15 protein-coding genes are annotated in these 14,781 nt (G+C 45.6%); 10 read left to right on the top strand and 5 right to left on the bottom strand.

The window, feature by feature from the left end:
• The first annotated feature begins 1,112 nt into the window (after positions 1-1,112).
• From LNN34_RS12190 to LNN34_RS12145, 10 genes are all read left to right on the top strand, one after another.
• Entirely contained in the window at positions 1,113-2,099 is a 987-nt protein-coding gene (locus tag LNN34_RS12190) for a tRNA dihydrouridine synthase (protein WP_069487598.1), read from the top strand.
• A gap of 251 nt (positions 2,100-2,350) precedes the next feature.
• Positions 2,351-2,923 (top strand): GNAT family N-acetyltransferase, encoded by a 573-nt coding sequence (locus LNN34_RS12185; RefSeq protein WP_175422407.1) that lies wholly within the window; start codon positions 2,351-2,353, stop codon positions 2,921-2,923.
• Between the two features lie 114 nt (positions 2,924-3,037).
• Positions 3,038-3,517 carry a DUF6884 domain-containing protein gene (locus LNN34_RS12180; protein WP_059291636.1) on the top strand — a complete coding sequence of 160 codons (480 nt, stop codon included), beginning with the start codon at positions 3,038-3,040 and terminating at the stop codon, positions 3,515-3,517.
• A 2-nt stretch (positions 3,518-3,519) separates the two neighbouring features.
• The gene (locus tag LNN34_RS12175; RefSeq protein ID WP_229043533.1) at positions 3,520-4,209 is read left to right on the top strand and encodes a hypothetical protein; all 690 of its coding nucleotides are present in this window, start codon (positions 3,520-3,522) and stop codon (positions 4,207-4,209) included.
• Positions 4,210-4,442: 233 nt separating this feature from the next.
• On the top strand, positions 4,443-5,444 hold the full coding sequence (gene acoA / locus LNN34_RS12170) for an acetoin:2,6-dichlorophenolindophenol oxidoreductase subunit alpha (protein ID WP_199398690.1): 1,002 nt from the start codon (positions 4,443-4,445) through the stop codon (positions 5,442-5,444).
• Between the two features lies 1 nt (position 5,445).
• Positions 5,446-6,474: an acetoin:2,6-dichlorophenolindophenol oxidoreductase subunit beta gene (acoB, locus tag LNN34_RS12165; RefSeq protein WP_059291633.1), complete on the top strand. Its 1,029-nt coding sequence runs from the start codon at positions 5,446-5,448 to the stop codon at positions 6,472-6,474.
• Positions 6,475-6,487: 13 nt separating this feature from the next.
• Complete coding sequence (locus LNN34_RS12160; RefSeq protein ID WP_229043532.1) at positions 6,488-7,684, top strand: dihydrolipoamide acetyltransferase family protein; 1,197 nt, start codon at positions 6,488-6,490, stop codon at positions 7,682-7,684.
• A 16-nt stretch (positions 7,685-7,700) separates the two neighbouring features.
• Positions 7,701-9,077, top strand: a complete 1,377-nt coding sequence (gene lpdA / locus LNN34_RS12155) for a dihydrolipoyl dehydrogenase (protein WP_229043531.1) — start codon at positions 7,701-7,703, stop codon at positions 9,075-9,077.
• A gap of 102 nt (positions 9,078-9,179) precedes the next feature.
• Positions 9,180-10,997 (top strand): sigma-54-dependent Fis family transcriptional regulator, encoded by a 1,818-nt coding sequence (locus tag LNN34_RS12150; protein WP_229043530.1) that lies wholly within the window; start codon positions 9,180-9,182, stop codon positions 10,995-10,997.
• A 52-nt stretch (positions 10,998-11,049) separates the two neighbouring features.
• The gene (locus LNN34_RS12145) at positions 11,050-11,229 is read left to right on the top strand and encodes a small acid-soluble spore protein H (RefSeq protein WP_010333419.1); all 180 of its coding nucleotides are present in this window, start codon (positions 11,050-11,052) and stop codon (positions 11,227-11,229) included.
• A 36-nt stretch (positions 11,230-11,265) separates the two neighbouring features.
• Here the strand turns inward: LNN34_RS12145 and LNN34_RS12140 are convergent, their stop codons facing one another.
• From LNN34_RS12140 to LNN34_RS12120, 5 genes are read right to left on the bottom strand one after another with little or no spacing between them, the layout of a single operon-like run.
• Positions 11,266-11,595, bottom strand: a complete 330-nt coding sequence (locus tag LNN34_RS12140) for a YnfA family protein (protein ID WP_081638253.1) — start codon at positions 11,593-11,595, stop codon at positions 11,266-11,268.
• Positions 11,596-11,645: 50 nt separating this feature from the next.
• Positions 11,646-12,200 (bottom strand): YfjD family protein, encoded by a 555-nt coding sequence (locus LNN34_RS12135; protein WP_267476688.1) that lies wholly within the window; start codon positions 12,198-12,200, stop codon positions 11,646-11,648.
• 10 nt (positions 12,201-12,210) lie between these two features.
• The gene (locus LNN34_RS12130; protein WP_082687921.1) at positions 12,211-12,765 is read right to left on the bottom strand and encodes a YfjD family protein; all 555 of its coding nucleotides are present in this window, start codon (positions 12,763-12,765) and stop codon (positions 12,211-12,213) included.
• Positions 12,766-12,781: 16 nt separating this feature from the next.
• Positions 12,782-13,567, bottom strand: a complete 786-nt coding sequence (locus tag LNN34_RS12125) for a hypothetical protein (RefSeq protein WP_229043529.1) — start codon at positions 13,565-13,567, stop codon at positions 12,782-12,784.
• A gap of 11 nt (positions 13,568-13,578) precedes the next feature.
• On the bottom strand, positions 13,579-14,781 hold the full coding sequence (locus tag LNN34_RS12120) for a hypothetical protein (protein WP_229043528.1): 1,203 nt from the start codon (positions 14,779-14,781) through the stop codon (positions 13,579-13,581).

The raw sequence follows: 14,781 nt of genomic DNA, 5'->3' as shown, positions 1-14,781 counted from the left end.
AGGCTTTTGAGAATGACATAACAGCTGTCATACAATGATTTTGTAAAACTAGGTGATATATTGAAGGTGTTAGATGTTTCATTATATGCGTGTTAAAAACGAACAGAATTGTCTATAATCAATTTGGACAGATTACCTTCCTTGGCTGAATTATATGATCTTTCTTCTTAAGGAGGTTTTCAGGGCTTTGTGGATTAAAAACAAAGCGTACTAATCATCCTTCATGCAGATAGCCAGTACTTAGCATTCCTATTATATGTGTTCAACTCTAACGGTTTTTGATATTAGAGAGTCATTTCCTTTACTAGATGTAATGGAAGTGATAAATGATAAAGATGGTCTTCGTTTTGACAAGAGTTTACTAACAAAGAAACGTTGGAATCCTACATCCTGAAAACTAACTTTTTTTACAGTGGAAAATGCAAAAAGATCGAAAGGAGGTATTTGTAAGAAAAAGGGGTTGGTTGGGGGATTATCAAGGAATTGTTAATGTAACTGACCAAAGATATCGAATGAATTCGAGAAAAACAATGCTGGATGGTAGTGACGGAGACTTGGACAGAGATAGGTTATCACCAGAATTGTACCGTTTCTTATTGGAAAACAAAAAAGTAGAAGATTAGGTGGAAAATGTTCAATTCTGAATCAAAAAAGTGTGTAAATGGGGTTCAGAAGGAAAACTTTATTTTAACTGGAACGGTCTGATGTAGAAGTTGTATATTTTAACTGCACAGAAATCGTCTAATTAATGTAAACGATTCCTAAGTAGATCTGGATTTCGGCAGAATTAACAATACCGATTTTAGGTCTTTTCATATACATCGTTGGCCTGCTGTCATTTATTAGATAGGAAGACAAAAACAAGTATGTAATAGTCCCCTAGCTATCGACCGGAAATTTTGGAGAGTATGCAGGTGAACCCTGGATCATGTACCAACCCTATAACCCAAACTGCCCTTTCTTAACGTTTTATTACTAGTTTAAATGTTCAAAATTTACTATCGTTTGATAAGAAGTGCTTACACATGCTATAAGTGTAAATAAGCATGGTCAGCTTTTTAATTTTGGGATAAAGGTGTAGCCGTATCCCATAATGAAAGGATTTGAATGTAATGACGATAGATAATTTCTGGCGTGAATTACCACGGCCTTTTTTTGTACTGGCACCAATGGAAGATGTGACGGATGTTGTGTTTCGCCATGTAGTGAGTGAAGCAGGAAGACCTGATGTGTTCTTTACGGAATTTACAAACTCGGAGAGCTATTGTCACCCGGATGGGAAGGACAGTGTGCGCGGCCGTTTGACTTTTACAGAGGATGAACAGCCAATGGTAGCTCATATATGGGGAGACAAGCCTGAGAACTTTCGCCAAATGAGTATTGGTATGGCGGAATTAGGGTTTAAGGGTCTGGATATTAATATGGGCTGCCCTGTACCTAATGTGGCGGGGAATGGAAAGGGAAGCGGCCTTATTTGTCGTCCAGAGGTTGCAGCAGAACTAATACAAGCAGCAAAAGCAGGGGGATTGCCTGTAAGTGTGAAGACAAGGCTTGGTTACACAGATGTTGACGAATGGCGTGAGTGGCTGACACACGTACTGAAACAAGACATTGCGAATCTTTCTATCCATTTGCGTACAAGATCGGAAATGAGCAAAGTGGATGCGCATTGGGAACTCATCCCGGAGATTAAGAAACTTCGTGATGAGGTAGCGCCAGATACACTGTTGACGATCAATGGGGATATTCCTGACCGTCAAACTGGCTTGAAACTTGCTGAACAATACGGTGTTGATGGGATTATGATTGGCCGCGGTATTTTTACAAATCCATTTGCCTTTGAAAAGGAGCCGAAAGAGCATAGCAGTAAGGAATTGCTTGATCTCTTACGGCTGCATCTGGATCTTCATGATAAATATTCAGCATTAGAAGCGCGTCCATACAAGCCTCTTCCTCGCTTTTTCAAAATTTACCTCCGCGGATTCCGTGGGGCAAGTGAATTAAGAAACCAATGCATGAACACAAAGTCAACAGATGAAGTGCGTGCATTGCTCGATGAATTTGAGAGGAAGTATCTTGATGGGGCGGAGCCAAAGTAAAAAGTGTTCCAATTCAAGGTGAGAGCGAAGTGGGGACATTAAACTGGTGTGAATGCGGTATTGCGCCGGATTATTCCTGCAAATTTTCATCTCGATATTCAGGGAGACATGCTGCCTAGAAGCTGTTGAAGTATTATAAGAATCAAGATAGCAGGGAATTGTCCTTGCTATCTTTTTTTATCTAAATGGATAAGATAAAATACATGGTAATAACAGGAGATGGTGCGGAAACAATGAAGGGGGAGTTTACGGTGAAAGAATTTCCTATAATTGAAACAAAAAGATTACGTTTAAGAGAAGTAAACTTTGAAGATGCCAAAGATATGCTACCATATCTTTCAGATCAAGATGTTGTTAAGCCGATGGGGTTAGACCCCTTTGAAACAACTAAAGATGTGTGGGAAGAGATCAGGTGGTATAAATCCATTTATGAAGAAGGTACAGGAATCAGATGGGGAATTACCCTTAAAGATTCTGGCGTCGTAATAGGAAGTTGTGGATTTCTTAATAGACTTGCAAAACATTATCGAGCTGAAGTTGGGTACGAATTAAGCAAAGATTACTGGAGAAAAGGAATCGTCAGTGAAGCATTAGAGGCTGTTGTCAAATATGGATATAACCACTTGCAGCTGGAAAGAGTTGAAGCTCTTATTGAACCTTCTAATATCCCATCGATAAAACTAGTAGAAAAACAAGGTTTTAGCAGAGAGGGTTTGTTGAGACATTATGAATTCGCTTGTGGTAAATTTGAAGATTTATATATGTTTTCAATGATCAAAGGAGATTTTACAGCTGGTTTGGGAAAAGATAAAAATAAATTTTAACAAATGCCTCTTTCACAATAATGTGAGGAACTAACTGCCCGGGATATGGAAAATAAAACAGGGGCGCTTGTTATTTCAACTATTATATGAAACAGAAATAGGGGGAAGAGAAAAATGAAACGACTATGCATCATCCCCTGCGGCAAGAAAAAAATATGGGACATCCGGCCAGATACAGGTCCGGTAAGGGCGGAAGACGCTTATCTCAGCCCGTTTCATCAGGCGTGCGAGCGATATGCGAAAGCTTTTTTCGACGAGTGGGTCATATTGTCGGCTAAGCACGGATTCCTTCGCCCAGATGATGTCGTACCCGAAAATTACGATGTCACTTTTGGAACCGCTCATCCGGAGATTATGGCAGCGGACGAGCTGCGCCGTCAATTTCACGAAAAAGGCTTTTCCGACATTGAACAGCTTGTTATGCTTGGCGGGAAAAAATACCGAAACGTCCTAAACGCCGTCATTGAAGAACATCAGAATATCAGCTGGCCTCTGTCATCGTACAAAGGCATTGGTTACATGCTTCAAGCGCTGAATCGGGCTGTTGAAGAAAAGCATGAACTGCAGAACGTACAGATGAAGAAAAGAGTGTGAACATGAAAAAACTTGTGGTTGGCTTACTTGCCATTGCATTATTCGGATGCGGACTATTTATCTATCATGTATGTTTCGGTGATCCATTTACGAAAAATACCGCAGAGCAAAAGCTTGTCTCTTATGTGAAAGAAACCTATCCTCAAAAAGAAATCAAGATCACGAATGGAGTTTATAACGCCAAAACCTCGGAATATGTGTTTCAAGCAAACACCCAATCTCAAAGCTACCAAATGTGCGCGATGGGGTTTCTCCATCCTAAGGTAACCTGCGATGGGATTGAAGAAGCCTATACCGAGTCTGTTGCAAAACATCTAAATCAAGAAGCATCAAAGGAAATCGAAGCGGATTTGAAAAAAGCCGTTCCGCAACTTATAAAAGCCGAAGCAGATATCAGCGTTGAAAACGCCCAGTTTACATTAGATACAAGATGGAGCAAGCAATTGGCTGAAAGAGCGCCGCTGAGTTTGACGATTCAGTTAGATGCAAGCGGAAAAACAAAAACAGATGCCGCGGCGATGGCGGAAACCGTCAGAAAAACGCTTAATCAAAAAGGGTATACATATTTCAGAGGCACGATAGACTGCATGCAGAAGGATGGGGACGGCGGCTTTGGTTATGTAAAATATTCAATTGATTTCACTCCTGAAATCGCCATTCAGAAAAACGATGCAGAGGCATTAGGAAGTTGATAAGATTTCCGAGGAAATAAATATGTCGATCGACGTCAAAAGACCATGCAGGTGCCCGGTCTTTTTGATTTGGAATAAAACGAGACACATGGTTTCATATTGAGACAAAATGAGACACCTGTCTCAAACTGTCTCATGGTATCAACATAAAAGACTGATTTTACGGGCATCCAATAGCTGGCACACTTCTTGCATTCATTAAGGTGAACCCTAAATAGAAGGAGGCACACACAATGGAACTGTTAAAACGAGAAGGCTTGTCATTAACTGAGGAAAAAGCGCTGTGGATGTACCAAAAGATGCTGGAAATCAGGGGCTTTGAGGACAAAGTGCATGAACTGTTCGCAGAGGGAGTGCTTCCCGGATTCGTCCATTTGTATGCCGGTGAAGAAGCGGTAGCTGTAGGCGTGTGCGCTCACTTAGATGATGGCGACAGCATTACAAGCACACATAGAGGGCATGGGCATTGTATCGCCAAGGGCTGTGATCTGGATGGCATGATGGCTGAAATTTTCGGGAAAGCGACCGGGCTTTGTAAAGGCAAGGGCGGGTCGATGCACATTGCCGATCTCGATAAAGGCATGTTAGGGGCAAATGGAATCGTCGGGGGCGGATTTACGCTCGCATGCGGGTCAGCGCTCACGGCTAAATATAAACAGACTAAAAATGTAAGCGTTTGCTTTTTTGGGGACGGAGCAAATAACCAAGGAACCTTCCATGAAGGCCTCAACTTAGCGGCTGTATGGAATCTTCCAGTTGTGTTTATCGCTGAAAACAACGGCTACGGCGAAGCCACGCCATTTGAGTACGCGTCAGCCTGTGATTCAATCGCTGATCGGGCAGCTGCCTATAACATGCCGGGAGTAACCGTGGACGGAAAAGATATTTTAGCAGTTTATCAGGCAGCAGAGGAAGCGATTGAACGAGCAAGAAACGGCGGAGGCCCATCCTTGATTGAATGCATGACTTACAGAAACTACGGCCATTTCGAAGGAGATGCCCAAACCTATAAAACAAAGGATGAAAGAGCTGAGCACCTTGAAGAAAAGGATGCCATACAAGGCTTTAAAAACTATCTGTTAAAGGAGGCGGATGAAAAAAAACTGGCAGACATTGAACAAAGCGTCAAAGAATCGATTGAAAAAGCAGTCTCCTTCAGCGAAGACAGCCCATATCCGAAAGAATCAGAGCTGCTGGCAGATGTATATGTCTCATACGAAAAAGGAGGAATGTAAGATGGCGAGAGTCATAAGTATGTCAGACGCGATCAATGAAGCAATGAAGCTTGCGATGAGAAGAGATGAAAATGTGCTGTTGATCGGTGAGGATGTAGCCGGAGGAGCGGCAGTCGATCATTTGCAGGATGACGAAGCATGGGGCGGCGTATTAGGCGTCACAAAAGGGCTCGTTCAGGAATTTGGACGGAGCAGGGTGCTGGATACGCCCATTTCTGAAGCGGGCTATATGGGCGCCGCTATGGCTGCGGCATCAACAGGGCTGAGACCGATTGCGGAACTGATGTTTAACGATTTCATCGGCACGTGCTTTGACCAGGTCATTAACCAAGGGGCAAAATTCCGCTATATGTTCGGCGGAAAAGCTCAAGTGCCGATTACCGTCCGCACCACATACGGAGCGGGTTTCCGGGCTGCGGCACAGCACTCCCAAACGCTGTACGGCCTTTTCACAAGCATTCCGGGGCTGAAGACGGTTGTTCCGTCGAATCCGTATGATGCCAAAGGTCTGCTGCTTGCGGCGATCGAAGACAACGATCCGGTGTTCTTTTTTGAAGACAAAACGTCCTACAACATGAAAGGGGAAGTGCCGGAAGAGTATTATACAATCCCGCTCGGAAAAGCGGACATCAAACGCGAGGGCGGCGACATTACGCTGTTTGCGATCGGCAAGCAGGTCAATACCGCACTCGAAGCGGCAGCACAATTATCAGAAAAAGGCATTGAAGCCGAAGTTCTTGATCCGCGCAGTCTGTCTCCTCTGGATGAGGAAGCAATTTTCACATCGCTAGAAAAAACAAACCGGCTGATCATCATTGACGAAGCCAATCCGCGATGCAGCATAGCCACAGATATAGCCGCGATTGTGGCCGACAAAGGCTTTGATCTGCTGGATGCGCCGATTAAGCGGATTACAGCACCGCACACACCTGTGCCGTTTTCGCCAGTGCTTGAAGACCAATATTTGCCGACACCAGATAAAATCGTCAGCGTTACGCTTGAATTGCTTGGCGAGCCGGCAGTGAATTAAAGGGGGGACACATATGGCGGTCAAAGTAGTGATGCCAAAGTTGGGAATGGCCATGAAACAAGGAGAAGTATCGATTTGGAACAAAAAAGTGGGAGATCCGGTTGAAAAGGGAGAAAGCATCGCCAGCATTCAGTCGGAGAAAATTGAAATGGACATCGAAGCGCCTGAAAAGGGCACGCTGATTGATATTAAGGTGAAAGAGGGGGAAGAGGTTCCGCCCGGTACGGCCATTTGCTACATCGGGGACGCTAATGAATCGGTACAGGAAGAGGCGAAAGAGCCAGCCGCTGAAGCTAGCAGGCAAGCCAATCCCCCGCCTCCTAAACAGGAGAACAAACCCGCAAACACTAAAAAAGACAGACTGAAAATTTCTCCAGTCGCCAGAAAAATAGCGGAAAAAGCAGGGTTAGACCTGAAAAATCTGAAAGGCACGGGACCGGGCGGACGAATCGTAAAGGATGATGTCACAAAGGCGCTTTCTGAACAAAAAAGGGAACAGGCTGAGCCAGTTTCCGAACAAAAGGCGCAGGAAATGCCAGTTACTGGCATGAGAAAAGTGATCGCGTCCAGAATGCAGGAAAGCTTGGCAAACAGCGCCCAGCTGACGATTACAATGAAGGCTGATATCACTAAGCTGGGAGCTCTTCAAAAACAGCTTTCGCCGACAGCGGAGGAACGGCACGGCACGAAATTGACGATCACTCATTTTGTCTCAAGAGCTGCGGTGCTCGCTCTCCAATCACACCCTATGCTGAACAGCTTCTACAAAAATGAGCGCATTATCACACATCCTCATGTTCATCTCGGAATGGCTGTTGCTCTTGAAAAAGGGTTGGTTGTCCCTGTCATTCGTCATGCTGAAAAACTGCCGCTGATTGAGCTGGCCAAAACCATTTCAGAAAACGCCAAAAAAGCACGCGAGGGACGGGCGGGGAGCGAAGAACTGCAAGGCTCCACTTTCTCCATTACAAACCTTGGCGCTTTTGGAGTCGAGCATTTCACCCCGATATTAAATCCGCCGGAAACAGGCATTCTCGGCATCGGAGCAAGCTATGACACGCCGGTTTTTCAAGGGGAGGAGATTGTCAGAGGTACGATACTGCCACTCAGCCTGACGTTTGATCACAGAACCTGTGACGGCGCTCCGGCAGCTGAATTTCTGAAGACGATCAAAACATATTTGGAGGAACCGGCAGCGTTAATTTTATAGAAAAGCAGGTGAGAACATGACATTAGCCATTATCGGAGGGGGACCAGCAGGCTATGCGGCAGCAGTCTCAGCGGCACAGCAGGGAAAAAAGGTGCTGCTCATTGACAAAGGCTCACTTGGAGGAACCTGTCTGAATGAAGGCTGCATTCCGACGAAGTCTTTGTTAGAAAGCGCAAATGTGCTCGATAAAATCAAACATGCCGGGCGCTTCGGAATTGAACTCCCGCCCGGTGCAATATTGGTTGATTGGGACAAAATGCAGAGCCGAAAACAGCAGGTTGTCAGCCAGCTTGTCCAAGGCGTACAGTACTTAATGAAAAAAAATCAAATACAAGTCGTGAAGGGAGAGGCCTCCTTTCTTTCTGACAAGAAGCTCTTAATCGAAGGGGAGAGCGGAAAAGAAATCAGAGAGGCTGAACAAATATTGATTGCTTCCGGATCAGAGCCGATCCAGCTGCCCTTTGCCCCGTTTGACGGCAAATGGGTGATCGACAGCAAAGATGCACTCGGCCTTTCTGAAATTCCCGGTTCGCTTGTGATTGTCGGCGGCGGTGTGATCGGCTGCGAGTATGCCGGATTGTTCGCCAGACTTGGATCGAAGGTGACGATCATTGAAACGGCCGGCCAGCTGATCCCGGCAGAGGACGAGGATATCGCCCGTCTCTTTCAGGAAAAGCTTGAGGAAGACGGAGTTGAAGTTCACACCTCCTCCCGGTTAGAGCGTGTTGATCAAGCAGCCAAAACGGCGATATGGAAAAGCGGACAGCGTGAGTTTAAGACAAAGGCCGATTATGTGCTGGTGGCGATCGGCAGAAAACCTCGTCTGGATGGATTACAGCTTGACCAGGCGGGAATTGATTTTTCCCAAAAAGGTATTCCCGTAAATGAGCAGATGCAGACCAATGTTCCTCATATCTACGCATGCGGGGACGCGATCGGTGGCATTCAGCTGGCCCATGCTGCTTTCCATGAAGGGATCATCGCCGCTTCACACGCTTCAGGACGCGACGTCAAAATGAATGAAAAAAACGTGCCCCGATGTATTTACACATCGCCGGAAATCGCATGTATCGGATTGACGGAAAAACAGGCAAGACACGTTTACGGAGATGTACAGATTGGTGAATTTCCTTTTTCCGCAAACGGGAAGGCGCTCATCAAACACCAAGCGGAAGGAAAGGTCAAGATCGTGGCGGAACCGGAGTTCGGCGAAATCGTCGGAGTCTCAATGATCGGACCGGATGTGACCGAGCTTATCGGCCAGGCGGCTGCCATCATGAACGGAGAAATGACGGCGGATATGGCAGAGCATTTTATCGCGGCCCATCCGACACTGTCGGAAACGCTGCACGAAGCATTGTTAAGCACGATTGGGCTTGCGGTACATGCATAACAAGAAAAGCTGGCGAATGCGCCGGCTTTTTTTATGTTGAAAGCGCTTTATTTTTCCCCTACAATAGATGAAAACGGCGTGTAAGGGAGGAACGATCAAAGAATGAATTCGATCCCGAACGATTTGCAAACCTGGAAACGTTTTGTGAAAGACGGCGTGCTGGACGAAGCCCGAATAAGAAAAAGGATAGCCGAATCCTGGCACCGCTGCAGAAAGGCTGAGGTTAACCCCTATTTAGAAAAAGGCCCGAAGGTTTTGCAGCAAACGGAACTGGATCAGCAGTCAAACAAGCATTCATTCTTTCTGTCGACCGCAATGCCTTACCTGGAAAAACTGCTGCCCGCAATAAAAGAAATGGAAATGATGGCGCTATTAATTGATGCGGACGGCGTGGTGCTGGCGCTTGACGGCCATCGCCGCGCGCTGCATGAAGCCAAACACATTAACTTTGTCGAAGGCGCGTGCTGGACAGAAACGGCGGTTGGCACAAATGCAATTGGAACGGCGCTTCACATTAGCGAGCCGGTTGTCATTCAAGGATCAGAGCATTATTCTGTCGCCTCCCATCACTGGAATTGCTCAGCAGCACCAATTCATTATGAGGACGGCAGTCTTGCGGGGGTGATTGATATCTCTTGCCCGGCAGCGCACGCACAGCCAAATATGCTCGGCATTTCCGCGGCCATTGCCTTTGCCGCGGAAAGGGAATTGGCAGCCAAAAGCAGGGAGAAAGAGCTTGAACTGCTCAGCCGCTTTGCCGATAGGGCAGCGTCCCGTGTGCCGATTGTGCTTTGCAATGCCAAACAGCACATCATCGGCGCAAGCCTGCCGATACGAACGTCAATACCGGATTGGCAAGGCCGGCATCTTTATGAGTTGAAGGAAAGAGGCTTTACGATCGAAAAAGCGGTCACCATGGGGAACAGCGCCACTTGTTTTTATTTATCGGAACAAAAGAAAAAGCCGGCCTTTCGATTCAATGGAGTCCTCGGACAAAGCAGGCAATCGCAAGCGATGCTCAAAAGCCTTGAACGAGCGGCCGCGGCTGATGCGACAGTTTGCCTGTCGGGTGAAACCGGCACGGGCAAGGAAGTCGCGGCCCGCGCGCTTCATGAAAACAGCGACCGTAAGCACGGCCCGTTTGTAGCCGTGAATTGCGGAGCGATCCCGTCGGATTTAATCGAAAGCGAGCTGTTCGGCTATGCAGAAGGGGCTTTTACAGGAGCGAAACGAGATGGCTACAAGGGCGCCTTCCAAAAAGCACATCACGGCACCTTATTTCTAGATGAAATCGGAGAAATTTCCCACTCGATGCAGGTGGCGCTTTTACGGGTGCTTCAGGAACGCAAGATTACGCCGGTCGGCGGGACAAAAGAAATTCCGGTTGATATCAGAGTGATTGCTGCCACACATTGTGATTTGCGTGAACTCGCAGAAAGCGGAAAAATCAGAGAGGACCTGTTTTACCGCCTTCATGTCTACCCGATTCAGCTTCCTCCGCTGCGGAACCGTCTCGAAGATATTGAGACCCTCTTTGCGTACTACACACAGAAAAATGGATGGCCGGGAGAGCTTCCGCCTGCCTTTTTGGACGTACTGAAGCAATGGAAGTGGCCGGGGAATATTCGCGAGCTGTTTAATGTCTTTGAACGCCTTTCCATCAGGTTTCCGGACGGACGGCTGAGTGACGAGCCGCTTTCCTTATTGCTCGAAGCGTCGGGCTTGCCGATCGGCCCCGTAAAAGAAAAGGAGGCTGAAACAAAGGGGCTTAATCTCCGTGAGCAAATTCAAAAAGATATCCTCATCAATGCGCTTGAAACGGCAAAAGGAAACGTCTCCCAAGCTGCGAAAATCAGCGGCATTCCGCGCAGCACCTTCTACAAACGATTGAAAAAATTTAATATGACCGCTGGATCATAAAGCATACTTCTTTCAAGAAATGGAAACGTTATGGGTGAAGGAGGGTGTTGAGATGAATATACAGAGAGCGAAAGAAATCGTGGAATCACCGGATATGAAGAAAGTAACGTATAACGGAGTTCCGATTTACATTCAGCATGTGAATGAAGAAACCGGAACAGCAAGAATTTATCCGCTGGACGAACCGCAGCAGGAGCATGAAGTGCTGCTGAACAACTTAAAAGAGGATTAAACAAACATGGCCCGCTTTCATAAGCAGGCCATTTTGTTATGCTCGCGGCGCAAATAAGATCACACAAACGCCGATCAGACAAATCAGTGCGCCGATCCAGTCATACAGATCAGGAGTTTTCCGATCGACAAGCCACCCCCAAAAGACAGCTAGTACGATGAACACTCCTCCATAAGCGGCGTATACACGGCCGAAGGAAGGGAAGGATTGAAACGTCGGGAGAATGCCGTACACAATCAATATCAGTGCCCCGGCTGCCCCGTATCCGACGGGCTTCGCTTCTCTCAGCCACAGCCAAATCAAATAGCCTCCGCCAATTTCAGCAAGTCCCGCCGCGAGAAATAAAAGAATGGTCATCAGCATCACGCGCACCCCTCAAACTTCAATTACATTTCATTATAAAGGAGAGAGAGGCGTTAAAGCTTTGGATTTCCTTCAAATTCCTTTACATACACACTGCGCTGAATCTCCGTAAACTGGCTGATCCAATTGTTTTTCGCCTCTTCCGTCATATGGGGCAGCATATAACGTTCGACCGCTTCGAAAAATAATGGATTAGCTATGATGTTCCAAGTCGGAATACGGACGATCTTGCCGTCATTCTTCTCAATGATAATATCCTCAAAGAAAATCCCTTTCAAACTGTATTGATGGCGCCCCATATAAATGCGCTTGATTTCAGTAAAAGGCACGCTGCGTTTTTTTGTGAAAATCTTCCCATCAGGTCCTTGTTTGATACGAAAAATAACATTTCCTCGGCTTGTGAACGCTGGTAAAACCATAGAAAATGTGATCAAGCCATAGACAATTGCCATCAATCCGCCACCTAAATAAAGCAGAGCGTATTTGGATTCGAACGTAATGGCTTCTGACAGCAGCCATACGCCTGCAATCACGGCGCCTCCAGTTGCGAGAAACAGCCATATTCTGAAAAACATTCTGCTTTTGACTTCGATATCATGTGATTCCAATGTGCTGCTCCTAAAGCTTCGGATGATTCTCAAATTCTTTTAAATACACATTGCGCTGAATCTCTGTAAACTGACCGATCCAATTCGTTTTCGCTTCATCATTCATATGTGGGACAATATAACGTTCAACCGCTTCAAAAAACAAAGGGTTCGGAATGATATTCCAAGTAGGGATGCGAATCGTTTTGTGGTCAGTTGTTTGAATTATGACATCTTCCTGAAAAATCCCTTTTAAGCGGTATTTATTGCGATTCATTTCAATTTTCTTGATATCGGCAAATTTCACAGCTGCTTTGTCAGTGAATATCTCACCATCTTTTCCGGTTTTAATACGGAAGATGATATTTCCCCTAGGGGTAAAGGCAGGAAAAAAGATGATAAATAAATATAAACAAAACAAGGTGAATAGAAAACCTGCTGGAATGGCTAGGAGATAATATTTCGTTTGAAAGGTAATCCCCATATAAAACAGCCATAAACAAGCAAGCCCCATACCGGCAGATCCGACAAAAGCCCATATTCTCAGGAACATTCTGCTTTTGACTTCGACTACTTGATTTTCCAATGCTCTTCTCCTTTTATCAATTCAGATTCTCGTTCGGTTTTGAAATGATTTGATTTACAACATCCTTATGAGCAGCCATGACAGTAAATTCATTCTGGGTGATACCCGTTACAAGCCAAGTATGGCGGGTGCCGGGCAGGATAAAAGCCATGTCATCCACTTCCGGTGCGTTATCTTTATCGTAAGACAGGCGCATCAGCGTATCCATCTTTCCTTTGCGTAATGACAAATCATTTATAAACCGGGTAATGTCCTCCTGGTAGTCGTGCTGTCCAAGGAATTCCTTCAGGTATGAGGGAGTCTCGGAAGCACCTTCCAGAAGTGCTTCAAATTCTTTTGATGTCAAAGTCAGGATAGATTCGCTTTTATCCTCGGTACCTATTATATTTAAAAACTCAGCTGTTTTTGTAAGTAATCCGTCACTTGATTCCATTTTTTTTATGCTATGTACTTGCTCATCAAAAAGAAGCTCATGGGAGTAGGTGCCGAATTTTGAAACATGGCAGGAAACATTCCGTTCGCTGCCTTGCTCGTCAAACTTGGAAAGCTTCACTGTATAGTCCGCGTCATTTAATACGTGGATAAACGGGCAGTACTCGTCCTTTAACCTGTATTGATGATTCCGATATTCAGCAGCATCCTTCGCCAAAAGCGAACGGCAGGCCGCTTCAAATAAAAATCCGAGCTGCTCATCCTCTATTTCAGGAAAATAGGCTTGCTTGAGTGACATGCCCTGTTCAAAAAAGCCTTCGCTGTAAAAACAAAATATGAGCTCTTCTAAGCTGATCGTAAACTGATTCATGATTTATTCTCCTATCCGAATGAAAGTTTGCCTTTAAGGAAATGAGTTGCGCCGTGTATGAGCGAGTCCGCCGTTTTCTTTGCTTTGGCCATTCCTTTATGAATTGTTTTATTAGCCGCATCTATGCCGTCATTCACTGATTCTACAACTTTGCCGGCCGCTTCCAGCCCTTTTTTGGCAGTATTAACAACAGCATGAATCGGTTCTTTCAGCTTTAAGGCTGTCTTTTCGGCGAAACCTGCCGTAAATTTGGCAATTTGTTCTCCTGCCACTCCGCCAACATAAGAGCCAGCTGCGCCAAGGAGGACAGTACCAACAGGGCCTGCAAAACTTCCGATCGCCCCTCCTATTACAGCGCCTGCCGTTGCGCCGCCAGCGACAAAAATCGTGTTATTCACTGCATTGCCAACAACTTTTGCATTATCCCGTTTGAGCACTTCGGGTTTGTCTTCGTATTTCGCGTAATTTTCGGCGATCTTTAAGCCTGCTCCAAACGTTTCTGTCGCTCCGGTTATCAGTGTCGCTGTAATGGCATTTCCTTTTGCGAATTTCAAACCTGTTTTTCCGACATCCTTCAGTGTTGAGCGTACGCCGGCTTCATTAACAAATCCTCTTGTATAGCTCCTTACGCTGTTTGAAAAATCCACCGTGTCCTGCGGAAAGTATTTTGTAAACTTTTTATGTACCAAATCAGAAAATGGCCGGTTTGTTTTTTTAAACAGATATTTTGGGTTCAAAAGCACTCTGGCTGCTTTTTGATAACGGGAGCTGTCTACTGCTCTGGAAATGTCCAATAGAAGCTTTGAATGCCGTGCAGTATGTAAGCCGCTTGGCTGTTTCACAAACTTTGTAAGCCCTAATCCGTAGTATTTTCCCTGGGTCAGCATCAGGGCGGTTAAGCTTGTCATCGTTCCGTATTTGTCGTAAGCGTTATAAAGCTTTCGTAAAATATTGTCTTGCTCAACAAATTTGTCGCTCGTTTTTCTGATGAATATCTCATTGTCACTCAGCTTGCTGACGAGTGCTTTTCCTGAGCTCCAAGCATCCCCAACCCCCGAAAAACAGCTGCTGTAACGGGGATCGCATTGTAAAATCAGCTGTCCCAGCTCCATATGCAAATCCTTATATTTGTTTTCCATATCAGTTAATTCTGTGACCACATCATTTGCCAGCTGTTCAAGCTTATCCGGATCAACTGCAATATTTCCTGACAC

This window comes from Bacillus sp. AF23, assembly GCF_020861455.1.
GTDB classification, from domain to species: Bacteria; Bacillota; Bacilli; order Bacillales; family Bacillaceae; genus Bacillus; species Bacillus halotolerans.
This window is presented reverse-complemented; position numbering and strand designations above follow the sequence as displayed.